Origin of the sequence: Sporosarcina ureae DSM 2281, from assembly GCF_000425545.1 — a bacterium.
Taxonomy (GTDB): domain Bacteria; phylum Bacillota; class Bacilli; order Bacillales_A; family Planococcaceae; genus Sporosarcina; species Sporosarcina ureae.
On the sequence record NZ_AUDQ01000003.1, the window covers coordinates 45,328 to 69,117 of the forward strand.

Annotated in this window: 29 protein-coding genes; 1 reads left to right on the forward strand and 28 read right to left on the reverse strand. The window is 42.6% G+C overall.

The genetic code is table 11. The annotated features are described in order from the left end of the window. Window positions 1-8: 8 nt before the first annotated feature. Both dapB and H605_RS0104035 read right to left on the reverse strand, forming a co-directional pair. A complete protein-coding gene (gene dapB, locus H605_RS0104030; protein WP_029053024.1) occupies window positions 9-809 on the reverse strand; it encodes a 4-hydroxy-tetrahydrodipicolinate reductase in 801 nt (266 codons plus the stop codon). Then, a complete protein-coding gene (locus tag H605_RS0104035) occupies window positions 806-1,138 on the reverse strand; it encodes a nucleotide pyrophosphohydrolase (protein ID WP_029053025.1) in 333 nt (110 codons plus the stop codon). Before H605_RS0104035 ends, dapB begins: the two co-directional genes overlap by 4 nt. Window positions 1,139-1,319: 181 nt before the next feature. Here H605_RS0104035 and H605_RS0104040 point away from each other — a divergent pair, with 181 nt between their 5' ends. Further along, window positions 1,320-2,192: a YitT family protein gene (locus H605_RS0104040; protein WP_029053026.1), complete on the forward strand. Its 873-nt coding sequence runs from the start codon at window positions 1,320-1,322 to the stop codon at window positions 2,190-2,192. A 34-nt stretch (window positions 2,193-2,226) separates the two neighbouring features. Here the strand turns inward: H605_RS0104040 and H605_RS0104045 are convergent, their stop codons facing one another. The 26 genes from H605_RS0104045 to H605_RS0104175 all read right to left on the reverse strand — a co-directional run bounded on the left by H605_RS0104045 (window position 2,227) and on the right by H605_RS0104175 (window position 23,781). Further along, the gene (locus H605_RS0104045; RefSeq protein ID WP_029053027.1) at window positions 2,227-2,895 is read right to left on the reverse strand and encodes a zinc metallopeptidase; all 669 of its coding nucleotides are present in this window, start codon (window positions 2,893-2,895) and stop codon (window positions 2,227-2,229) included. Between the two features lie 66 nt (window positions 2,896-2,961). Next, a complete protein-coding gene (gene lhaT / locus H605_RS0104050; RefSeq protein WP_232321216.1) occupies window positions 2,962-3,561 on the reverse strand; it encodes a lipoprotein heptaprenylglyceryl N-acetyltransferase LhaT in 600 nt (199 codons plus the stop codon). A 104-nt stretch (window positions 3,562-3,665) separates the two neighbouring features. Further along, the gene (locus tag H605_RS0104055; protein ID WP_029053029.1) at window positions 3,666-4,433 is read right to left on the reverse strand and encodes a menaquinol-cytochrome c reductase cytochrome b/c subunit; all 768 of its coding nucleotides are present in this window, start codon (window positions 4,431-4,433) and stop codon (window positions 3,666-3,668) included. A 51-nt stretch (window positions 4,434-4,484) separates the two neighbouring features. Next, a complete protein-coding gene (qcrB, locus tag H605_RS0104060) occupies window positions 4,485-5,159 on the reverse strand; it encodes a menaquinol-cytochrome c reductase cytochrome b subunit (protein ID WP_029053030.1) in 675 nt (224 codons plus the stop codon). 22 nt (window positions 5,160-5,181) lie between these two features. Next, window positions 5,182-5,685 carry a Rieske (2Fe-2S) protein gene (locus H605_RS0104065; protein WP_029053031.1) on the reverse strand — a complete coding sequence of 168 codons (504 nt, stop codon included), beginning with the start codon at window positions 5,683-5,685 and terminating at the stop codon, window positions 5,182-5,184. Between the two features lie 342 nt (window positions 5,686-6,027). Next, a complete protein-coding gene (locus H605_RS0104070) occupies window positions 6,028-6,477 on the reverse strand; it encodes a DUF2487 family protein (RefSeq protein ID WP_029053032.1) in 450 nt (149 codons plus the stop codon). Window positions 6,478-6,562: 85 nt separating this feature from the next. Continuing rightward, window positions 6,563-7,123: a ReoY family proteolytic degradation factor gene (locus H605_RS0104075; protein WP_029053033.1), complete on the reverse strand. Its 561-nt coding sequence runs from the start codon at window positions 7,121-7,123 to the stop codon at window positions 6,563-6,565. Between the two features lies 1 nt (window position 7,124). Continuing rightward, the gene (locus H605_RS0104080) at window positions 7,125-8,387 is read right to left on the reverse strand and encodes a tetratricopeptide repeat protein (protein WP_029053034.1); all 1,263 of its coding nucleotides are present in this window, start codon (window positions 8,385-8,387) and stop codon (window positions 7,125-7,127) included. Between the two features lie 27 nt (window positions 8,388-8,414). Continuing rightward, entirely contained in the window at window positions 8,415-9,710 is a 1,296-nt protein-coding gene (gene aroA, locus H605_RS0104085) for a 3-phosphoshikimate 1-carboxyvinyltransferase (RefSeq protein ID WP_029053035.1), read from the reverse strand. Window positions 9,711-9,725: 15 nt separating this feature from the next. Further along, window positions 9,726-10,838: a prephenate dehydrogenase gene (locus H605_RS0104090; RefSeq protein WP_029053036.1), complete on the reverse strand. Its 1,113-nt coding sequence runs from the start codon at window positions 10,836-10,838 to the stop codon at window positions 9,726-9,728. A gap of 12 nt (window positions 10,839-10,850) precedes the next feature. After that, window positions 10,851-11,942, reverse strand: coding sequence for a histidinol-phosphate transaminase (gene hisC / locus H605_RS0104095; protein ID WP_029053037.1), 1,092 nt, complete (start codon window positions 11,940-11,942; stop codon window positions 10,851-10,853). A gap of 14 nt (window positions 11,943-11,956) precedes the next feature. After that, window positions 11,957-12,328, reverse strand: coding sequence for a chorismate mutase (aroH, locus tag H605_RS0104100; protein ID WP_029053038.1), 372 nt, complete (start codon window positions 12,326-12,328; stop codon window positions 11,957-11,959). Beyond that, window positions 12,325-13,431 carry a 3-dehydroquinate synthase gene (aroB, locus tag H605_RS0104105; RefSeq protein ID WP_029053039.1) on the reverse strand — a complete coding sequence of 369 codons (1,107 nt, stop codon included), beginning with the start codon at window positions 13,429-13,431 and terminating at the stop codon, window positions 12,325-12,327. The genes aroH and aroB overlap by 4 nt, the downstream gene beginning before the upstream one ends. Before the next feature lies 1 nt (window position 13,432). Further along, a complete protein-coding gene (gene aroC / locus H605_RS0104110; RefSeq protein WP_029053040.1) occupies window positions 13,433-14,614 on the reverse strand; it encodes a chorismate synthase in 1,182 nt (393 codons plus the stop codon). A gap of 23 nt (window positions 14,615-14,637) precedes the next feature. Next, window positions 14,638-15,411, reverse strand: a complete 774-nt coding sequence (locus H605_RS0104115; protein WP_029053041.1) for a CheR family methyltransferase — start codon at window positions 15,409-15,411, stop codon at window positions 14,638-14,640. A 115-nt stretch (window positions 15,412-15,526) separates the two neighbouring features. After that, a complete protein-coding gene (ndk, locus tag H605_RS0104120; protein ID WP_029053042.1) occupies window positions 15,527-15,973 on the reverse strand; it encodes a nucleoside-diphosphate kinase in 447 nt (148 codons plus the stop codon). Between the two features lie 90 nt (window positions 15,974-16,063). Next, complete coding sequence (locus H605_RS0104125) at window positions 16,064-17,038, reverse strand: polyprenyl synthetase family protein (RefSeq protein ID WP_029053043.1); 975 nt, start codon at window positions 17,036-17,038, stop codon at window positions 16,064-16,066. Window positions 17,039-17,064: 26 nt separating this feature from the next. After that, the gene (locus H605_RS0104130) at window positions 17,065-17,760 is read right to left on the reverse strand and encodes a demethylmenaquinone methyltransferase (protein ID WP_029053044.1); all 696 of its coding nucleotides are present in this window, start codon (window positions 17,758-17,760) and stop codon (window positions 17,065-17,067) included. A gap of 36 nt (window positions 17,761-17,796) precedes the next feature. Continuing rightward, window positions 17,797-18,510 carry a heptaprenyl diphosphate synthase component 1 gene (locus H605_RS18340; protein WP_051210462.1) on the reverse strand — a complete coding sequence of 238 codons (714 nt, stop codon included), beginning with the start codon at window positions 18,508-18,510 and terminating at the stop codon, window positions 17,797-17,799. A 29-nt stretch (window positions 18,511-18,539) separates the two neighbouring features. Then, window positions 18,540-18,761, reverse strand: a complete 222-nt coding sequence (mtrB, locus tag H605_RS0104140; protein ID WP_029053045.1) for a trp RNA-binding attenuation protein MtrB — start codon at window positions 18,759-18,761, stop codon at window positions 18,540-18,542. A 65-nt stretch (window positions 18,762-18,826) separates the two neighbouring features. Continuing rightward, window positions 18,827-19,396 carry a GTP cyclohydrolase I FolE gene (folE, locus tag H605_RS0104145; protein WP_029053046.1) on the reverse strand — a complete coding sequence of 190 codons (570 nt, stop codon included), beginning with the start codon at window positions 19,394-19,396 and terminating at the stop codon, window positions 18,827-18,829. A gap of 179 nt (window positions 19,397-19,575) precedes the next feature. Beyond that, complete coding sequence (locus H605_RS0104155) at window positions 19,576-19,848, reverse strand: HU family DNA-binding protein (RefSeq protein ID WP_037561579.1); 273 nt, start codon at window positions 19,846-19,848, stop codon at window positions 19,576-19,578. 216 nt (window positions 19,849-20,064) lie between these two features. Beyond that, window positions 20,065-21,543: a stage IV sporulation protein A gene (gene spoIVA / locus H605_RS0104160; protein ID WP_051210463.1), complete on the reverse strand. Its 1,479-nt coding sequence runs from the start codon at window positions 21,541-21,543 to the stop codon at window positions 20,065-20,067. Between the two features lie 279 nt (window positions 21,544-21,822). Continuing rightward, a complete protein-coding gene (locus H605_RS0104165) occupies window positions 21,823-22,533 on the reverse strand; it encodes an LptM family lipoprotein (protein WP_029053049.1) in 711 nt (236 codons plus the stop codon). Between the two features lie 4 nt (window positions 22,534-22,537). Next, on the reverse strand, window positions 22,538-22,741 hold the full coding sequence (locus tag H605_RS0104170; RefSeq protein WP_029053050.1) for a DUF2768 domain-containing protein: 204 nt from the start codon (window positions 22,739-22,741) through the stop codon (window positions 22,538-22,540). Between the two features lie 20 nt (window positions 22,742-22,761). After that, window positions 22,762-23,781 carry an NAD(P)H-dependent glycerol-3-phosphate dehydrogenase gene (locus tag H605_RS0104175; RefSeq protein WP_029053051.1) on the reverse strand — a complete coding sequence of 340 codons (1,020 nt, stop codon included), beginning with the start codon at window positions 23,779-23,781 and terminating at the stop codon, window positions 22,762-22,764. Window positions 23,782-23,790: the final 9 nt, after the last annotated feature.

Genomic DNA, 23,790 nt, shown 5'->3' on the forward strand with positions numbered 1-23,790 from the left:
GCAAAAGTTTAATCTATAATTTTTTCAAGGCCGTAGATGAATCGTGGAGTAGAAACAGATTCACGAACCGCCAGTAGTATACCCGGCATAAAGGACTTCCGGTCGAATGAATCATGACGAATCTTGAGCAACTCCCCTTCACCACCAAGTAGTACTTCTTGATGTGCGAGTAATCCTGGTAAACGAATACTGTGTATTTTCATACCTTCAATATCTGCCCCGCGTGCACCTTTAAGTGTCTCTTGTTCTTCTGGATGACCTTGGATGTGAGCTGCACGTACTTCACGGATCATCTCAGCCGTTTTGACAGCTGTTCCGGACGGTGCATCTAATTTCCGATCATGGTGCATTTCGAGTATTTCAACGTCTCCCAAATAACGAGCAGCTTGTTGAGCAAATTTCATCATAAGAACGGCACCTATCGAGAAGTTCGGTGCAATGATACAGCTTTTCTGCTGTTCATTAGAAAGGTTCTCTAAATCTGTGAGCATTTCGGCAGTCAATCCCGACGTTCCGACCACTACGTTCATACCTAGTGACAATGCTTCGCTTGCGTTAGCGAATACCGCATCAGGATCTGTCACATCGAGTAATACATTCGGGTGGTGCGCAGCATGCAACGCTGCCAGTGAAGTATAAATTGGTATCCCTTCTTTTGTATCTGTTATGGCTCCATTATGTAGATATTCTCCATCGTGTTTATAATCAAGCACTGCTACAATCTCCATATCTGTTGCTTCCGTGCCTGCCACTATAGCAGTCCCACCCATTCTTCCACGTGCACCTGCTATCGCTAATTTAATCGTCATTCTTTTTCCTCCTTTTTCGTCCAGCGGTCTTTATCTCTAGTGTTGAATTTAGTCAATACAGTATCAAGCGCTTCCGATAAATCGATTTGTTGTGAGTTAGCAAAACAGATGAGGACGAATAATAGATCACCCGTTTCTTCCTCCAAAGTTCGTACGGCTTCAGTAGATTTTTTCTTCTTCATACCGTAGCGATCCTGCACTTCACGGGATAGTTCCCCTAACTCTTCTGTCAGCCGTGCGATAAGTTCCATCGGAGGGAAGTATCCTTCTTTAAATCCAGTTATGTATGTGTCCACATCTTGTTGCAATTGTTCCATCGTTTTAGTCATCGCAATCAACTCCCCTTCCTATCGTATGCATTCTTCTGGCTATTGTCAAAATATAATATTTAGCACATACTATGTATATTGCACGTATCGTTGAATGATAATACGCGCATACATGGGACATGCTACATAGAACGAGAAGCTCAATTACATCAAGAATTAATTAACGGGAGGAGTTTTGTGTTTGTTCGCTGGAATTCGTGTACGTAATATTTTATTGATTATGTTCGGTGCTGCGTTATTTAGTTTCGGACTCGTGAACTTTACGATTCAGCATGAACTGGCAGAAGGCGGGTTTACTGGGATTACCTTGATCTTGCTGTTTGCTTTTAATTGGGACCCTGCTTTACTGAACTTATTGCTAAATATCCCAATGTTTTTAATTGGATGGAAGATGCTCGGCAGACGCTCCTTTATTTATACCGTCATTGGTACAGTGGCCGTGTCGATTTTTATTAAACTCTTCATGAAGTATCAAGCGAATATCCATATGGAAGGCGATCTGTTCCTAGTGGCATTGTTTGCCGGCGTATTCATTGGTGTCGGATTAGGTATTATATTTCGAAGCGGCGGGACGACAGGCGGCTCTGATATTATTGCGAGACTCGTGCATAAGAAATATGGAGTTACGATGGGGAAAACAATGTTTGTGTTTGATGCCGCGATCATTTTATTATCATGGGCTGTCTATTTGGATTACCGCTCGATGATGTATACATTGGTTGCGTTATTCGTCGGCGCACGTGTCATTGATTTCGTACAGGAAGGAGCCTACTCTGCGAGAGGTGCATTCATCGTTACGAGCTCTCCGGATGAAATCGCTAGTAAAATTGCAGATTCAATGGAAAGAGGCGTAACAGTATTTAAAGGGTACGGTCATTTCTCAAAAGAAAATCGCGAAATACTCTATTGCGTAGTTGGAAAAAATGAAATGATTCGATTAAAAAATCTCATCACCTCTGTAGATCCCGAAGCATTTGTCTCCATGATGGAAGTACATGATGTAATGGGTGAAGGATTCACATTGGATGAACAAAAGCGGCCTATCGTTGATTAAATAAATCCTTCTGCATGAGCAGAAGGATTTTTTATTAGTCGCGGTTTGTAAAGATTAAAATCAAACGAACTAGTTCAAGTACAGCTACTGCAGTTGCGGCAACATATGTCATCGCGGCTGCACTCAATACTTTTTTCGCCTGTGGTTCTTCATCATTACGGATAATGCCTAGTTGAACGATTTGATCCATCGCACGTGATGATGCGTTAAACTCTACTGGCAATGTGACAATTTGGAATAGTACCCCAACTGCCATCAACAGAATCCCGATACCTAGCAAAGAGTTCATGCTAGAGAAGATGATCCCGATCATGATGAATACCCAAGATGCGTTAGAAGTTATACTTGCGACTGGCGCCAATCTGTGACGGAAACGCAAGAATGAGTAAGCCTCTTTGTCTTGAATAGCGTGGCCAACTTCGTGCGCCGCTACTGCTGTACCTGCTACAGATGATTCATGATAGTTACTCGTGGACAATGCCACGATTTTTGTCATTGGATTGTAGTGATCCGTTAAGAATCCTTGACTTTCCACAACTTTTACATCATGTAGCCCATTTTGATCCAGAATGAGTCTTGCTACTTGAGCACCGGTCATCCCAGAAGTAGAACGAATCTTTGAATACTTTTTATATGTGCTTTTCACTTTAAATTGCGCATAGATAGGAAGCAATAAAATGATACCAAAGTATATCCAGAACACGTCTATCTCTCCCCTTTCTCTCTACCCTTAATTTTATAATGTTTACTTGCTTACTGCAACTTTTAACTATGCTTTCAACATCCGTAAATCCAGTCTTGACTTGTAATTCCACATCGCAATAGCAATACAAGCAATGGACAACCAAAATGTGAAATAACCAATCTGAGGACTGAATTGCGTCAGGTCATGGTAAATCGGCATTTGGCCGAAAACATAATCGATCACATCGTTATGAAGTGTCCAAATTGCGGCAATTGCAATATGCCAAGCGGTGAATTTATATTTTGGCAAGTACAAGATTCCTTGCAATGCCATCGCGAAGTGAGAGCCAATCAACATCCAGCCTACCCAGCCGATTGAACCCGTTACAACGAGTGTCAATCCATTCATAGCAACAGCCCATAAGCCATACTTTACTAACGTGATGAGTGCAAGAGCTTCCATCAATTTGATGTTTCGGTTGAGTAGCCAGCCTATTATAGCGATACAAAAGAACAGAGTAGCTGTAGGACTATCCGGTACAAAAATCCAGAATTTTGGTTCCGTGATTTCCAGTTGCCACATATACCAATCATAGCCGTAGACCGAGCCTAGTATATTAATAAAAAGAAGAATCCATAAGAATGATTTATGTGAAAGAATCATCCAAAGTTGCGTCCATGCCATTCGCAAAAACATCACCACTTCCATCGGAATATACTACTTTTATGTATAGTTTAGTTATAGATAAATATATAGAAAAAAAGAGTCAGTTTCCTGACTCTTTTTTCTTACTTCGTTTCTAGCTCAGCTATAAATTCAGCAAGTACTTGAAGATCCTCTTCTGAACCTTCCCATGTACCAGCAGGCATTGTACCTCGGCCATCATGAGCAATTTCGATGATTTCTTCAGGTGTCATACCTGTGTTAGTTAACGGTAATCCCAGTCCACCTTGGAATGAGTCACCGTGACAACCAATACAGGAAGAGCCCTGATAAATCTCATACCCTTCAGCAGTTTCATCATATTCTACTTCGTCCACAATAGCACCTTGAACTTTTGCTGCTTCCCAGTCGTGGTTTTCGACTGATTCCCAAGTCAAGTAGAAGATAGCTAAGAATGAAAGAATCATGAAACCTGTTGGTAATGGACGCTTAAATGGACGTCTTTCCTTTGTTGTATCCATGAAAGGAACTAGCATTAATGCCATAAATGCCAATCCTGGAATGACGATCGCACCGATCACGTTATAAGGACCGGATGCGAATTCATATTTTAATAATTGATACATGAATAAGAAATACCAGTCTGGTATCGGTATATACATTGTATCCGTCGGGTCCGCTTGACGCTCAAGCGGTGACGGGTGTGCAAGTGTGACAATTAGGTAACCGATCAAGAAGACCGCTCCAACCATCCACTCTTTCAATAGAAAGTTTGGCCAGAACGCTTCGGTTTTACCTGGATATTCTGAGTAGTCTTTTGGTGTATTCGACATCTTGCCTGAAGCCTTGATGCGCGAATCCCCGACAAATTTCATCCCTTTTCCGCGGTGCATGTTATTCCCTCCTTCTTAAATTTCAGATGACCCTAACCAAAAAATTGGTTCTTATAGTGGTCCGGAAATACCTTGTCTTCTGATCATGATAAAGTGTGCTGCAAGCAACCCAAGCAAAGCAGCCGGTAGGAAAAATACATGAATCGCGAAGAATCTCGTTAACGTCTGTGCACCTAGAATCGTGGAATCACCCGCGAGAAGAATTTTAATCTGCTCTCCGATGAAAGGTACTGACGCGGCAATCTCAATCCCAACTTTTGTTGCAAATAGAGCTTTCATATCCCAAGGTAGTAGATAACCTGTGAATCCAAGACCTAGCATGACGCCGAAGATCAATACGCCGACGATCCAGTTTAATTCACGAGGCTTTTTATAAGACCCTGTAAAGAATACACGCAAAGTATGTAGGAACATCATTACGATAACTAACGAAGCTCCCCAGTGGTGCATCCCGCGCACAAGTTCACCGAACGCAACATCGTTCTGAAGGTAGAAAACTGATTTCCATGCGTTTTCAATATCCGGTGTGTAATACATTGTCAGGAACATACCAGACAAGATTTGGATAACCGTTACGAAAAACGTCAAACCTCCGAAACAATAGATGAATGCAGAAAAATGATGTGCAGGGTTTACGTGCTCAGGTACTTCGTGGTCAGCGATATCTCGCCAAATTGGTGTGATATCTAACCGTTCATCCACCCAATCATAAATTTTATTTAACACTGCGGTCGTACCCCCTTACCCTTTAGACTAATGTGTTCGGTATTACTTCACCAAGATAGACAAATCCGTCGATGACTTCTACTTCAAACTCATCAAGCGGTCCAAGCGGTGGTGATCCTGGAATGTTATCACCATTTTTTTTGTAACGTCCAGCGTGACAAGGGCAGAAAAATTCGTTTTTATGCTCGTCCCCTTCCCAGTTCACTGTACACCCTAAGTGTTTACAGACTGGAGAAAGTGCTATGACCTTGTCGCCTTCTTTGTAGACCCAAGCCGTGTTAGATTCGTCAGAAGTATACCATGCATCTTGTCGATCTTTGATTGTATAGTCTACACGAACCGGTGTTTCTGTAAGATCAGCAGCTTTTTGCGGTGTTGGAATCATATCCGAACCACCGGCACTAGCCAGTACAGGATCAATTGCGAAACGAATCATCGGCATCAGCATTGCAGAGGCCATGAACCCACCAGTTCCCATTAGTGTATAACTTAGGAACGTGCGTCTTGACACTTTATTGCTCATCAGTAATTTCCCTCCTCTTACTCCAAAGTCAGTCCCACGGACATTCTTTTGCTAATTGTAATACTAGGACATATCTATGATATATCAATATGAAACTAAATTCAATAATGCTTTTAGTAGGCACTTAAGTTTGTGGACAAATATTAAGATTTGGTGACAAACGCCAATCTCCCTTTAAATACGTTTCAACTAGTGCTTGTACCCTTTAAAGGACGGTGTTTAGAAAGCGTCTGTACTGATAATGACATGAAACTCGATTAACTTCAAGTTCTATGACGAAATGGCGCTCTTATGTCACGAGGAACCTCCGTAGCGCAAATCACCTACCCCATACGAATCAACATCTTACTGCACGTTCCAACTTTCCATAAAGTGTGTCAGGACTTGCCGTAGCTGGTCTTCCATGATGGTCTGGCGTAGATGGTTGTCCATCGTTTCTAGAGGGATCGACGGCAGCCAGACGACTTTACCTTCCACCGTCACGCTCGTCCACTTAGCATCCGTCGTAAGATAGAAGACATGCGTAAAGGAGGACTTCTTCAAATCCTCTGACAACGTGTCCGCCATTTGCTGCAAGTCTGTTGACTGCGTGTACGAAACAGGCGGCATGAACATCATACGCCCTTTAAATTGCTTTTCTATGAACATCGACAGATTCATCAAGAACTCAGAAGAGGAAGCGCTGTTTTTCATCGTTTCAGGTCGTGTGTCTATAGCTATTAAAGGCACAACGACAGTATCAATATATTCTTTCTGATTTATATACGTATCAACATCTTTCGGAACCCAGTTCATTGTCATTCCTCCTTGCATCATTTAATAAAGTTTAGCCTATATTTTCGCACAACGCAAACCAATGATTCCACCGCGAAGGGCGAAATCATTGGCTAATGTCCTTATCTTTTTTCATCTCATTCAACATAGCTGTCAGGCTAATGAACAGCTCACGGTCACCGTTATCCAGCGCTTCATCAATCCTCTTCAGCAACATGTCATTCGTCGTTAATGTGAAGCTCTCTTCCAATAGCTTTTCCGCTATTTGTTGGTCTTTCTTTTTCTTCAACAAATCTTCCGGCAAATAGGGATTCTCTTCCGCCACACTCGCGTACTCAGGACATTTGTTGCTGTGTTTGAAATTTAGTTGGATGAACATATCCTCGTCAGGATGCAGTCTGAGATCATGAAATGACTTTTCCGCATCAGCTGTCATCAAATTACCCTTGTAGAAACGAAAAGGGATACTGTCTACCTCTGTAGTTGATATGATCATGGCGCGCGGACAGTGATGAGCTTCATTTGTAAAATGAACATTCGTTAATAAATGTTCGTTGCTGAGAAGATAATTTAAAATCCATACACATTCCCGCCGCTTTAATCGATAGCGCTTTAAAAACCACCTTAAAAATTCTTTCTTGGCAGCTACAGGAACCATGGCCTTCATCTTACCCCTCCTCTTCAGATTGCGCGATGAATGCTGTCCATTCCTCTTCATGCGGGGCGATTCTTACTAATTGCTGAATGATTGATAACGCTTCATCGCGCTTACCTTCTTCTAGCAAGAATCGTGCATATTGATCTAAGAACGCAGCATCCTCGTTCATCCCATCATATGCTTTGAAATACATTTCATACGCTTTTTCGTAATCTTCTACACGTTCATAGGCGTATGCAAGAAAAGCATGAAGTAAAGGGATTTCTAATTGATCTACTTCAGAGTACGTCAGCAAATCAATTAACGCTTCGTCTTCTTCTTGTTTTTCATACACCGAAGCAAGTGTTACAAGTGCATCGATATACTCTGGATCTAAAACAAGCGCTTCTTTTAAATGCTCTTCTGCTTGTTGTGGCATTTGCAGTTTCAAAGCAGATTTCCCTGCCGCTAGCTGTAATTCTTTATCGAACTCATCACGTTCAATACCTTTTCTGAAAAGCTCTAACGCTTTGTCGTCTTCATTTTGTTGCGCATAGCTTTGTCCTGCAAGCATATAAGCGGAGAAATAATCTGGATCCATTTCTAACAATTGCTCAAGACGTGTGACCGCTTCCGAGTAGCGTGCAGTTTGATAGTAAGCCAATCCTAATCCAAACAATTCTTCAGGGTTCGCTTCCTTGTCAAGTAATGCCTCATAGAAAGGAATGGCTTCCTCATACGCTGCTCCTGCACTGTACGCTTCCGCAAGCCGTGAGGACAGACGAACGCCTGCGATCTCTTCAGTTGTCTCGTGAAGCTTCTCATAAATCCTCACAGCCTCACTGTATCTTCCTGACTCCAATAGCAATTCTGCTTGCGCAAGTTGGATGACCGGTTCGTGTGGAGCCAATGTTGCGGCTTCACGCACTTTAGATAATGCTGTTTCGGCAAGTCCGAGCATTTGATAATAATCCGCTTGTGCAAGCAAAGCTTGTACATACTCTTCTTCGTCCGGTGAAACGTCCGTCAGTAATAATAAGGCTTCGTCCTCTTCACCAAGTTCCAGTAAAGCTGCGGCACGATCAATTTTCAACTGGGCTTCATCAGGGAATACTTGCATCAACTGAGAGAATATCTCGTCAGCTTGTCCGATGAATCCATATTCGATCAATAGATTTGCAACATTGTATAATGCGTCGTAGTCGTTTGCAGCTTGCAGTTTCTGTATTTTATCTTGTAGAGCATCTACATCCCCATCGAGTACTATTTGCTCTAATTCCTGCAATACATTCATTTTTTCACCTGAGCTTTCTATTCTACTTTATTGATTGACTAGCTCCGATAGATCTTCGAAAAAGTGTGGATAGGAAATCGCGATACAAGATGGATTGTCGATTTGAACAGGACTTGATGTAATCAATCCCGCTACCGCAGCCATCATGCCTAAACGGTGGTCACCGTATGATTGAAGTGTGGCACCGGTTAGTGGTGTCGGCCCATTAATAATCATGCCATCCGGTGTGGTCTCGATATCCGCTCCGAGTTTCCGTAATTCCGTAGCGACTGCCTCAATACGATCCGTCTCTTTGACACGAAGTTCTTCTGCATCTTTAATGATGGTCTTTCCATCTGCTTGTGTTGCCAATAAAGCAAGCACAGGAAGTTCATCGATCAATCTCGGAATCAAATCTCCGCCGATTTCGGTTCCTCGCAATTTCGAATGCTTTATTCGTACAGTGCCATAACGCTCTCCCGAAAACCCTTGTTCGTCTGAAAGTTCAGTTTCTACACCCATCGCTTCTAGTACATCCAGTATACCTGTTCGAGTAGGGTTCAATCCAACTTTCAGGAACGACACATCGCTGTTTTCAACTAATGCCGTCGCTACCATGAAAAATGCAGCAGAGGAAATGTCTCCTGGTACGACAACATCCGTTCCAGTCAGTTGCTGGCCGCCTTCGATCCGGATGACTTGATCTTGTTGTTCTAGCTTCGCACCAAACTGTACAAGCATACGTTCCGTGTGATCCCGCGAAACAGCTATTTCTGTAACGGACGTAGTGCCCTGCGCTTGAAGACCGGCAAGTAATACAGCAGACTTTACTTGCGCACTAGCAACCGGCATTAAATAGTCGATTGCGTGCAACGTTTTCCCGGTGACTGTCAGTGGTAAATAATCAGCTGTTCCTTTGCTCGTGATGTCTGCACCCATTTGTTCTAAAGGGTCCGTCACGCGTTTCATTGGACGCTTAGACAAATATTGATCTCCGCACATTTCAGACGTTACGGAAGAACCGGATAAAATGCCTAGCATTAAACGCGCAGTCGTTCCCGAGTTACCCGCGTCAAGTGCTTCAGTGGGCGTCTGCCAGTTCGCGATGCCAGGACTTTCTACAGTCACATCTGTTCCGTTACGAGTAATCTTTACCCCTAGCTGTTTAAACATTTCAATTGTGCTCAAACAATCTTCACCATCCAAAAATCCACTGATGGTTGTTTTGCCTTTCGCAATGGATCCCAACATAACCGCACGGTGGGAAATTGATTTATCTCCAGGTACTTGTAAAGCGCCGCGAAGAACCGGCTTTTCAAATGAAACCGTCTGTTGTTCTGACATTCCGCTCTCCCCCTCTTAAAGTACGTGCATCGAGTAGTCAGTTTCTGCTGTCAATACTTGACGAGCTCTCTTACGTTCAGTAGCTGACTGGAAGCTGACAACTAAAATACCGTACACATCTGTACGTGTTTCCACGATACGTATATTAGTTAAACTAATATTGGCCTCTGCAAGAATTTTTGTGATTTCAGAAATGACACCCGGATGATCCGGTACATCGATGTGTAAATCAAATGTCATATAGAGTGCCCCTTGAACTGCCCCTTCATTTGTAGAAGGAAGTTGATCACGGTAAGTTTTCGCCTGCGCAAAGAAATCAAAAATATGCTCAGGATTATTGTCTTCGAGCATAGCGCGAATGCTATTCATCTCGTCGAGCCAACCGTCCACTTGTGACAATAATTCTTCTCGATTTTGGATCGTAATATCACGCCACATGACAGGATCTGCTGAAGCGATACGTGTTAAATCACGGAATCCACCTGCAGCCAGTTTTTTCACAAATGGTTGTTGTTCTTCCTGGGCAGCCAAGCGGCCGACTAATGAAGAGGCTACAATGTGTGGGAAATGGCTGATGATCGCCGTCATTCGGTCGTGTTCTTCCGCTTGGAGGACAATCAGTTTGGCTTTTGTTGAAGATAACAATTTTTCAATAACATCGATTTGTTCTTCAGTCGTTGTTTCACTCGGTGTAAGAATGTAATACGCGTTTTCAAAAAGATGTTCCATCGCAGCGGATACACCACTTTTATGGGAGCCTGCCATTGGATGGCCACCTATGAAGGTGATTCCTTTTTCTTGTAAAACCTTCGCAGCATCCATAATCGGCTTTTTCGTACTTCCTGTATCTGAGACGATGACATGTTCTTTGAAGTCCCAGTTTACGGCTTCTTCAAAAAGAGCAACCGTGGTGTTGACAGGTGTCGCAAAAACAACAAAGTCAGCCTGTTCACAGGCTGATTTTGCGGAAGGGGCAACCGTGTCAATAATTCCCCGACGAAATGCTTCGTCAGCAGTCGCATATGAACGGTCAAAACCTACAATATGAATTTTTGGATTTCGCTTTAATGCTAGACCAAGTGATCCGCCGATCAACCCGAGTCCAATTATACTTACCGTCGTTTTCATTGTCATCTATCCTTATTGGTTAGTTAATAGTTGATCAAATGCTTTAAAGAAACCTGTATTTTGCTCGTGCGTCCCAATCGTCACGCGAACAAATCCTGGTGTGCCCAGCAGATTTCCGCTGCGGACAATATAACCGTTTTGCAATAACACTTCGCATGCAACATCTGCGTCTCCAGGTACAGCAATTAATACAAAATTAGTAGCTGACGGATAGATCGCCAATGCATGCTGTTTCGCATAGTCTACAAAACGTTTTCGTTCTTCGTCATTTTTAGTTACACACGCTTGAAGGAATTGCTGATCCGCAAGAGCAACTTCGGCCACCGCTAATGCGAGTGAGCTATTGTTAAAAGGATTCCGTACTTTATTGAGTTCGGATACAATACTTGCATTAGCCACGCCATACCCTATGCGGAAACTTGCCAAGCCGTATGCTTTAGAGAACGTCCGAAGAATTATTAAGTTAGTATAATCATGAATCCACTGTATAGTATCTTGCTGTGCTGGATCCGTCACAAATTCAATATATGCTTCATCGAGAACAACAAGCGCCGTTTCAGGTACTTGATCTAAGAAGCTTTTTATGGATTCACTCGATAATAAATTACCTGTCGGGTTATTTGGATTACACACCCAGATGACGGCTGTTTCTTCATCAGCCACTTTCAAAAAGCCTTCTAAATCATGATCACCACTTTCGAGCATAGCCACTTCACGAAGTTCAGCACCTTCTATTTTTGCATTATGTGCGTATTGCGGGAAAGTCGTAGAAGCCATGACCGTATTAGTCCCCGGTTGTAGTATTGCACGGGAAATAATTGAGACAATCTCATCTGAACCATTCCCGAAAAGAATTTCATTCGGATCGATTTGATGGAATTCCGCAAGCTTTCCACGTAATCCAGCAGTGTAAGCATCTGGATACATTTCAAATTGAGCTGCCTTTGAACGTAAATATTCTGCGACTTCTGGTGATGAACCATAAGGGTTTTCGTTTGAAGCGAGCTTATGTACTTCTTGCAGGTCATATGTACGCTTTATATCTTCTATTGAACGTCCGGGTGTATAAGCTTTCATCGTGCGTAAAATTGGTTTCCACTTCATTGGATAGCCCTCCCTTATTGTTGTTTTTGTAAATCAGGTCGTAATTGAACAGCATTATTTTGATAGATATGTTGTATTTCTTCCTGCTTTTTAGATGTATTGACATTCATCATGACGCGAATACACTTGCGCATAGAGCCAGGTACATCAATTTCATGTGTACACATGACCGGTACATACGTCCAGCCTTCAATCGAGCGGATCGCTTTTGCGGGAAATGCCGCTTTGACATCTACTGTAGTGGAAACAATTATAGAAACGATATCTTCCGGTTTGAATTGATTCGACTCTGCCATTTCGAGTACAAGAGATTCTGTCGCTTGTAACACTTCTTTTGCGTCATCATGTTCAACTGTTGTCGCACCCCTAATTCCTCTTACACTCATACAATTCCCTCGCTTTTCAATTTTGCTTTAAATTCCTCAAATGCCGCCTGACACTCTTCCGAACTAATTTCTTTTACAAAAGGTTCACCGATTTTTTGTAATAAAACAAAATTCATCTTGCCGAATGAAGCTTTTTTATCCTTTTGCATATAGGATAGTAACTCTTCGAAACTATAAGAGAATACCGGCCCAAATGTATAGCCATTATTGTTAGCGAAGTGAAGATAGCGATTCGTGAATCCTTCTGGTATATCACCGTATTTTTCACTTAGCAAGAAGGCATAACCCATACCAATCATGACACATTCACCATGACTGAGGCTACCGAATCCAGAAGCCGCTTCCACAGCGTGTCCAAATGTGTGGCCGAAATTCAGATACTTGCGCGTAGAATTCTCAAACTCGTCTTCTCCCACGATCTCTGCTTTTACCTTGATGCCTTGCAGTAATTCCTGTTCAAGCCATTCAATAGAAGGTGTAGAAAACTGTTCCTTTTCCAGTAATCGCTCTGTCCATAATGGATCCGAAATAAAAGCGTGCTTGACCAATTCTGCCAAGCCTGAACGCATTTCTGATGCAGGTAACGTATTGAATACATCCGTATCAAACAATACAGCTGAAGGTTGATGGAATGATCCCACCATGTTTTTCCCTTCCGGCATATTAATGGCTGTTTTACCACCGACCGCACTGTCATGCGCAAGCACAGTTGTCGGACATTGGATAAAGCGAATACCCCGCATAAACGTAGCTGCTACAAAGCCTGTTAAATCCCCACACGCCCCTCCACCAAATGCGATCAGGAGTGAATTCCGCGTAAAACCTTCAGTCAGTAAGAAAGACTGACACTCCACGTAGACTTCTGGCATTTTACACTTCTCGCCGCCAGGTACGATTTTCACCGATACCTCGCGACCAGAATGTGCTAGTGCTTTTTGCAATAAAGGCAGATGTAGCTCTGCTACATGTGCGTCGGCAATAATTCCAATTTTATCTGTAGTACGTAGCAACTCTGCATATTCAGTCGAAAATAATTCATAAGTGTTCGAACCTACATAGACATCGTATTGGTGATCACGGACGGAAACAGTTAACTTATCCATCTTAAAACTCCTTTACATATTGTCTATATTGTTCAATATCTTTCTGTAAGCCATCCATTGTATCCGAACGGAATTCTTCCATAATCGCTTTAGCCATCTCTGTAGCGATGACATGTTCAGCTACAACGGATGCAGCAGGTACCGCACAAGGATCGGAACGCTCAATTGTTGCTACGAAAGGTTCCTTTGTATCAATATCTACGCTTTCCAGTGGTTTATATAGCGTCGGTATGGGTTTCATTACACCGCGAACTACGATCGGCATACCTGTCGTCATTCCACCTTCAAGTCCGCCTAAACGATTGGATTTTCGGTAATATCCTAGCTCTTCATTCCAACTGATTTCATCATGCACTTCACTGCCTGGCATTTTGGCCATATCAAACCCTAAACCAACTTCAACCCCTTTAAAAGCGTTGATGCTCATCATAGCGCCTGCAAGCTTGCCATCCATTTTGCGATCGAATTGCACGTAACTACCAATTCCCGGAGGACATCCTTCAATGATGACTTCTACTACTCCACCAAGTGTATCGCCACGCTTTTTAATATCATCTATAGCTGCCGTCATTTTGACAGACGCGTCTGCATCCGCACAATATACTGCATCTTCTTCTATGATGGCACGCAGCTCTTCTATGGAAAGATCGGCATAAGCGGCAGGATCTGTTTTGATTCCACCAATTTCTGTCACATGCGCTACAGTTTCAATCCCAAGCTGACGCAAGAATTGTTTTGCTACTGCACCGATTGCAACACGCATCGTCGTCTCACGTGCTGATGAACGCTCCAAAACATTTCGCAAGTCACGGTGGCCATATTTCATGCCGCCGACTAGATCTGCGTGTCCAGGACGAGGACGAGTGATCTGACGCTTCACATCTTCCGGATTTACGTCTTCAGGCAGTGGTTCTACACCCATGATGCCTGTCCAATGTTTCCAATCATCATTAACAACTGTCAGCGTGACTGGCGAGCCCATTGTTTTACCATGACGTACACCTGATGAGATTTCCACACGATCCTTCTCTATTTGCATCCTACGGCCTCTACCGTGCCCACCTTGTCTTCTCTTCAATTCTTTATTGATCATCTCAGCAGTAAGCTCCATCTGTGCAGGTAATCCTTCAATGATAGCTGTAAGCTGTGGACCATGTGATTCTCCAGCTGTAATATAGCGCATATTCCATTCCTCCGTAACGTGGTTTATTGTTTTTTTCTATAAAAGAATGTATCTACTGATTCGAAGTTGTATTTTTCAGGATTAAATATTTGTTCTGTGCTTCCAACGAACAGAACACCACCAGGTTTAAGTGCTTTGGAGAAGTTGGTGTAAATCTGATCTTTCGCTTCTTCCGTGAAGTAGATCATCACATTACGGCAAACGATCAAGTCGTAGTTCGTATCATAGCGATCTTCCAGCAAATTTTGCTGTTTGAATGTAACGGTCTTCTTAATATCTTCTACCACTTGATAGGAAGCACCTTCTTTTATGAAGAACTTATCGACGATTGGCTTCGGCACCTCTTTTAATGCACGCTCATTGTAAAGACCAACTTTGGCACGATTCAATACGCCCATATCTAGATCTGTGGCGTAAATGGAGATATCACGCAACGGAAGGTAGGATGATAGAACCATAGCAAGTGAGTATGGCTCTTCTCCGGTAGAACAAGCTGCGCTCCAAATTTTTAATCGAGTATTCTTTTCCAGTAATTGAGGAAAGATTTTCTTCTCTAAGACGTTCCAACGTATGGCGTTGCGGTAAAATTCTGAAACATTAATCGTCATGCGGTCCAAGAATTCTTCCAATAAGTCTTTGTCCGTTTGAATAGCTAGAGAGTAATCTTTAAAATTACGAAAGCCTTTCTTTTCATATAGTGAAGTGAGTCTCCTCTTCATCTGGGCTTCTTTATACAAAGACAAATCAATCCCGGTTTTCTTTTTGACCCCTTGAATTAACATCGAATAATCAGACATTTCACAACCCCCTGCTGCCTTTTCTTTCTTATGTACGTTCTCATTATAGCGGAAAAAGTATGTTGTATGTATAAGAAAAACAGCCATGCGAAATTCGCTCGGCTGTTTTTGGCGATTAATTAATCCAGTTGTTCACTGTTTTGTCATAAGTCACAAGCTCTTCTTCTTTAAAGAACAAGTTAATCTCGCGGCTTGCTGACTCAGCTGAGTCTGAACCATGAATAATATTCTTGCCTACTGTTACAGCGAAATCTCCACGAATAGTTCCAGGAGCTGATTCTTTTGGATTCGTTGCACCCATCATTAAGCGAGCAGTAGAGATTACGTTCTCGCCTTCCCATACCATTGCGAAAACTGGTCCAGAAGTGATGAATTCTACAAGTTCTCCGAAGAATGGACGTTCTTTATGTTCTCCGTAATGTTGTTCAGCAAGTTCTTGAGAAATGTTCATTAATTTCCCGCCAACTAATTGATATCCTTTGTCTTCGAAACGACCAACGATTTCACCTACAAGGTTACGTTGTACGCCGTCAGGCTTTACCATTAAAAATGTTCTTTCCATCTCTTAAACACTCCTTCGATCTTCTATAGGGATAATCCCTTTTAAATCGTAACATTGACGCCTTTTTCTTTCAACTATTAACAAACATCGTCAATATTTTCGTTGACCAATAAAATCAGCAATTTGAGTCAAAGCTTTCTTCGACTTTCCATTCGGCAGACTTTCCAATTCCTTCAGTGCTTTGATCAAGTACAAATCACTTACATGCTGTGCTTTTTCGATAGCACCACTTTGTCGAATATAGCGAAGCATCGCTTGCCTATCCGATTCTTCCATCACCCCAGTAAACGCACGTTTCATGTAGGGCTTGAATTGTTCATCATCTTTTATGTATAAAACAGGCAATGTAATATGACCATTTAATAAGTCGCTTCCTGCCGGTTTCCCAAGTTCTGCATCTGTTGAAGTGATATCCAAGATATCGTCGACGATCTGAAATGCCATTCCAGTGAAATACCCATATCTCTTAAGTTTTCGTACAGTTTGCGAATCCGCATCCGCACTAAGTGCGCCGAGTTCACAACTGGAGGATAGCAGTAAAGCAGTTTTTCGCTTAATACGTTTCAAATAGTCGCGCAGATCTTGATCGGTTTGTTGTTGGAAATCAATTTGGATGATTTCCCCTTTACATATCTCAAGCATCGTTTCTGCGAGAATCTGATGAACAGGTGCTTTCTCGATATTACCAATAGATGTCAGCGCTCGTGAAAAGATGAAGTCCCCTGCATACATAGCTACCCGATTGTTCCACTTCGCTTTAACAGTTTCTAAACCGCGCCGCATATCAGAATCATCAATTACATCATCATGGACAAGAGATGCCATATGGATCAATTCCAGGGATACTGCAATTTTCGCAGCGTTCTCCAGCGAATACGTTCCGAATTGAGCAGCCATTATAACGAAAATCGGCCGGATTCTTTTTCCGCCCGCTTTTAATAAATGCAAGGAAGCCTGACGAACAATGGGAGAAGAGGATTGCACGGAACGCTCAAGCTCTTTTTCAATATAGGACATATCTTTGCGGAAATCCGTATAAAGCGACATCAACTTAATTTTTTCCAACCCCATTACCTTCTCCCGTGTATTCATTATTTGTAAGCGATATGGCCTGCCGCCGCACCGCCACTGTAAGACTTATACGAAACTTCTTGATATCCTGCATCGACAAAAAGCTGTGCTAGCTCTTTCATGCCTGGGAAATCATTTGCCGATTCTTGAAGCCAAGAATATTCTTTATAGCTCTTTGCAAACAGTTTACCGAATAACGGCATAATGTATTTGAAATAGAAGCGAAACCCTTGACGATAGACAGGTATTTTAGGTTGAGATGTTTCCAAACATACTGCCATTCCACCGGGCTTTAACACGCGTCGCATTTCTTTTAAAACAGTCAAGTAATCAGGAACATTGCGAAGACCAAACCCGATCGTTACATAATCAAATGAATTGTCCGCAAATGGAAGTGACATTGCGTTACCTTGAACCAACGTAAGATGCGGATAAGGTGCTACTTTGTCTCTGCCGGAATCCAGCATGTTGGCACTGAAGTCTAAACCGACAACTTCACCAGTAGGTCCTGTAGCTTGAGCCAATGCGACAGTCCAATCTGCAGTACCACAGCAAACGTCAAGTGCTTTAGCACCCGGCTGTACATGCATGCGTTCCATGATATCGTTCCGCCATTTTATATGTTGATTAAAACTGATCACGGAATTCATTTTATCATAGTCTGTCGAAATTTTTTCAAAGACGTTATGAACTTTTTCTTCTTTTGAGACCGCCACAGTTCGTCCCTTCTTTCCTCACTTCAATTTACTTTCTCATTGATTCGTCATTTTCTGCAACTCGGCTATTACTTCAGTATGTAAATAAAAGCTGTTCTCTAATCTGTCGTTCAGCTGTTGTTGTAACTGATCGATCCAATCTTGTGTCTCATGCGTACTCGGTACGAGATGCGGAAATTTCATGCGATTCAAATCATGCCGTCTGCTGTCAAGCAACCAGACGAAAGGAAAGACCGTCTCTACAATATGTACGTAGCGACTAAAACCAAATGATTCGAAGAACTTCACAATACACGCACTTTCCACTTCAGCGATTAACTGCAACCGCTCTTCAACAGTTGTTGGCGGCGCTTGAAGCAATGTCGTCTTGCATTCATTGACTCTGCCGATAGCCGATGACAAAGAACGAATGAGATGGAAGTTCGGAATCGACGCCAATAGCTTATAGTGAATACCGCTGAAGTGATCGCCCGCCAGGACCATCAACTGCTGTTCTTTGGATGAAGCATCGACGATATCGATTTGATCATGGACGTCAAAAGCCGTATGGATGGCACCGATGGCCAACGCTGCGGTTTGCATCTCATCTGTCCACTGCTCTCCGTTAAGCAAAGGCAATAAGAGCAACGAAGCTTTTCGCCTGTCAATCGGAGCATGTCCGACATCTCGTTCGACCACTGGCTGATAAATAGCGCGTCGCAAATGGTGTATATAATTGTCGACTTGGTCAGTGAACCCTTTTGTTTCCATCAGTAAGCTCCATTCCCGTAAGGATACGGTCATTCTTTTTCTTCGCTCGCAATTACGCCGTGAGCTGTATGAATTTCAGCTTCTCCCCGAATCTTAATAGCGGAGGTATGCTCGGTAAACTGCGCGATCATGACTTCTCCTCTATCTAGCTTTTCGGTATGGTGAAACTTGGTGTCATTGCCTCTCGTGAGCCCAATAACATTCACTCCATCTTTTTTCGCCTTGATAATCAGATAATCTGGTTGTGTCATTTTCGCATCTCCAGTCTATATATAATCCTAATGATAGCATATACAGCAAGCGCTCGGCAAAGACCTTAGTTTGTTCTAATAAGAGATAAAATTTCAGCACGCTTCACGTCATCATGTTCATAGATTCCTCTAGCAACGGTCGTGATAGTTTTAGCTCCCGGCTTCTTAATGCCTCTCATCGTCATACACATATGCTCAGCTTCGATGATGATATAAACACCATGGGGATTCAACTTTTCCATCATGGCATCTGCCACACTGGATGTAATGCGTTCTTGCAATTGTGGACGACGCGCTGCCGTTTCAACAGCTCTTGCCAACTTACTCAAGCCTGCAACTACTCCATTACGCGGAATATAGGCTACATGGGCCACACCGAAAAACGGTACTAAGTGATGTTCGCACATAGAATAAAATGGAATATCTTTCACCAAGACGACTTCGTCATGATTCTCATGGAATACTGTATCGAAATATTCTCTTGGATCTTTATTTAAACCTTCAAATACTTCTTGGTACATTTTAGCCACACGTTTTGGCGTATCAAGCAATCCTTCACGAGTCGGGTCTTCACCGATTGCTTCCAAGATCATCGTAACAGCCTGCTCTAATTTATTTATATCTTGCTCTTTCATAACAGCATGTCCTCCTTGTTGGAACAAAACCTATTTCCCCAAAATACTAGCACATTCCATTCATTCCGTATAGTTACTTGTACTTCCTTATGTATACCATTAAAAAAAACGGAAAGGAGTCCATCCATGGCCATCTGATGAACAGATTCGCTGGACGGACTCCTATGTAAAATCTCAAATTATTTTACTGCGTCTTTAAGTGCTTTACCTGCTTTGAAAGCTGGAACTTTACTTGCAGCGATTTCGATTTCTTCACCTGATTGTGGGTTACGTCCTTTACGTGCAGCACGCTCGCGTACTTCGAAGTTTCCGAAACCAATCAATTGAACTTTATCACCGTTAGCAAGAGTCGATTGAATTGTATCGAATACAGCTTCAACAGCTTTAGTTGCGTCTTTTTTTGTTAGACCTGCCGCTTCTGCCACAGAGTTAATTAATTCTGTTTTATTCACACCGTTCACCTCCTCTCAAAGGGGGATGCTATTGCTGTTAACACTGTAAAAAGAGTAACATAAGAAAAACTGCGGTGCAACAATATTATCGTGCTTTTCCTTTATTCACGGCATTTCAAGCGATTTTGATTGAAAAGCATAGAAAAAAGACCCGTTTTTGACGGATCTTTCATCATTCCAATCTACATTTTTTCGTTATTCTCCAGCTATTTCACCTTACACAATAAAGGTAATCATACCTTTATTTCCATCATTCACCATCTGTTCAATCGTTTCACGCAAGCGTTTTCTTGCTCGATCTGGAACTGCCGCGGTCTTATATCGGATACTTTCTTTCATGACTTCATGAAGTGGTGTGCCAAATAATTGTGTTTCCCATAATGCTTCCCGATCATGTAAATAGGCATTTTTCAATTCTTTTAACAAGTGATGACTATGGAATTCAGAGCCGATCAATGGAGCAAATTCCGCTTCCATATCGATTCGAATAATATGAAGTGAAGGTGCTTTCGCTTTCATTTTCACACCATAAAACGTGTCTTGTTTAATTAATTCAGGAGCAGTTGGCTGGAAATCTTCAATCGATGGCAACGCTACGCCATACCCTGATTTTTTCGCTGTATCGATTGCTTCTGCGTACATATCATACGATTTTTTCGCCTTAACTGCTTCTTGAATGAAGACAAGCCAATCTTTTTTCGAGCGCATTTCCGTCCCCATGAACTCTTCACACACATTAACAAAAGCTTGCTCATCCATATCAATTTTGACGATCGCACGCCCTTTACCTGCATCAACTTCTACTACTTCCGCTTGTCTAACAAACTCTTCTTCTTGCAATAACTCTGCAATCTCTTGAACTTTACGAATCTTAGAGACACCGAGGAATCCGTCTGTAATTAGCTGATCGATCCGTGCATTCAGCTTGTGGCTATCCCCTAGTTCCTCCATCCAATCAGGACGTTGCAGCTCAATATCCGTGATAGGGAATTCATAGAGCGCCTCTTTAAGTATGAGCTGAATCTCCGCTGCATTGAGCTGGTCCGCACTAATAGCAATTACGGGAACACCATACTTTTCATGTAATTGCTGTTTCAATTCCAATGCTTTTTCATGGGCAGGCATTTTAGAATTTAATACAATGACGAACGGTTTGCCGATTTCTTGCAGTTTCGAAACGATTTCTTTCTCAGCGGCTTCAGCGGCTGCGCGTGAAATATTGTTTACCGTGCCGTCCGTCGTCAGCAAAATTCCAATTGTGGAGTGATCACGAATAACTTTGTCCGTTCCGATGCGCGCCGCTTCCTGGAACGGGATCGGCTCATTGTGCCATGGTGTATGGACGTACTTCGGTCCATCCTCATCCTCATATCCTTTAACGCCGTCTATGACGTAGCCTACACAGTCCGCTAGGCGAATTTGGAATTCCAGTTCTCCATCCCCGATTGATACGCTTGTGCCTTGGGCAGGTACGAATTTAGGTTCTGCAGTCATAATTACGGGACCTGGTGAACTTTGGGGAAGTTCGTCTTGTGCGCGTATCCGATCGTTGGCATCCGTCATGTTGGGGATTACAACTTCCTCCATGACTCGTTTGACAAATGTGGATTTCCCTACTCGAACAGGGCCTACCACGCCTATATAAATATCGCCGTCTGTTCTTCTAGCTAAGTTTTCGTATAGTTCTTCTTTCATCATTAGCCCTCCTTTTTCTCCGCATTGTAGCTTATGAAATAGAAAAACGTTTCATGCATGAATGCATGAAACGTTTTTGGGTAATGATATGAAACTTTCTTCAGATATGTTACTAAACTTGGATAGCGGTTCGGGATTTCCGTTCCAGGCGGACACTTTCCTGCCGGTGTCGCATTCCACTACAATCCTAGTTATATTGTGGTGAAAGTTTGTATCATACGTTGAAATATGTAACGTTCAAGTAAATAATACAACAGTTCATACACAAATTCGAGAACGTTATTTCTTCATAAACACAGGTTCGTTGTTTTCGTCTACAGTGTATGGCAAGGAGTATGCCGGGAGGACTAGGGAGTCTTCGTATAGTAGGTAACGGATGTCTGTGCCTGGTTCTACTTCTGGCTTTTGTTCCATCAAGATCTTGTTGAGGTCGATGGAGTAGTCTACGTAGAAGTTTCCGTCGCCGCCTACTACGATAGGCAGGTGGGCGTCAGAGTATGGGCTTTGGACGGTTAGTGGTTCTTTGAAGCCCATTTTCTTGAAGTCTACTGCATAGACGTTGTCGCCAACCGGATCTAGGAATGGAAGTTCTCCATTGATAAATTTGCGCAAGTTTAAGTCACGCAATTTTTCAGTGGTACGCAAGTCGACTAACTTAACTGTAGGATGTTCTTCTACATCCATAAGAACGTACTGGAAGATGCCACCGTTTTCGAATGCGTTAGACGGAATCTTTTCAGTAAAGTCCGGAACGATTTTTGAGAACTCGATTGGATATTTGATAAATTGATCGGTTTCTTGATCGCGTGTTTTAATTGGTAATAGGCCGCCTGATTGTTCTTGGTAGCGCTCTACAGCTTTTTGAATTGTTTCTTGCAGTTCAGGATACGGTGTTTCACTTGCTTGCTTTTCTTCAGGCGGTCGACCGCCACAAGCAGACAGTAAGAGTCCACAGATCATGACTGAAAGTATAAGTAATCGTTTATTCATAAGTTTACGCGCCTCCTGTCGGTCCGTTGAATACTAAATAGACCATTGCGAAGAACGACGAAATTAATAATGTATAGGCAATAATTGCAAATAGAATTTTTACTACACGGTTTTTCATTTTATATCGGCTCAAATAAATCAAGCCCATTGAAATGACCATGAATCCCATTGCGTAAAAAGATAGCCACATTTTATCTAACGAGGACAAAATTGTCACCCTCCTACTGTTTAAATACCGAAAAATGTATCGATTTCTTGTTTCTTACCACGGGTCATTAATTGATCCACAGCTTGTTTAGGTGGAACCCCACCAAATAGTATGGAATATAAAGCTTCTGTCAATGGCATGTTGACATCAAACTGCTGTGCCAACTGAAACGAAGCCTTTGTAGTACGCACACCTTCTATGACCATACCCATTTCTTCGGTCACTCTTTCTAGAGACTGACCTTTTCCAAGTAAGTTTCCTGCGCGCCAGTTTCTTGAGTGGACACTTGTACATGTAACGACCAAGTCACCAAGTCCCGTTAATCCGGAAAATGTTTGTTGATCCGCACCCATTTTGACACCTAGACGCGTGATTTCTGCTAGACCTCTTGTAATAAGAGCAGCCTTTGCATTATCACCGTAACCAAGACCATCGGAAATTCCAGCAGCCAAAGCAATGACATTTTTCAATGCCCCGCCAAGCTCCACGCCGATTACATCTTTATTCGTATAGACACGGAAATAATTGCTCATGAATAAATCTTGTATCTGTTCTGCTGCTTCCATGTTGCTTGAAGCCACCGCCACCGTGGTTGGATGTCGAAGTACGACTTCCTCCGCGTGGCTCGGTCCAGACAGCACTACAATAGCTTCACGTAGTGTTTCATCAATTTCCTCAGCAATAATTTCAGAAATCCGTTCCAATGAATCCGGATCAATTCCCTTGGAGACATGGACAAATATAGCCGGTTCAGTTAGTAATTCCTGTATATGGCGACACGTCTCGCGCATCGCAACGGTCGGTACAGCCAGTATAATCGTTTTCGCATGCTGGACCGCCACGTTTAATTCACTAGTAGAGTTAAGGTTTTCGGGCAGTTTCACATTTGGCAAATACCGGTTGTTTGTATGCTGATTATGGATTTCATCCGCTTGTTCTGCACGTCTTGTCCAAATTAAGCTGTCATGTCCATTTTCAGCCAGCACAACAGCGAGTGCGGTTCCCCAACTGCCTGCCCCAAATATAGAGACTTTTTCCATTACCTCCAC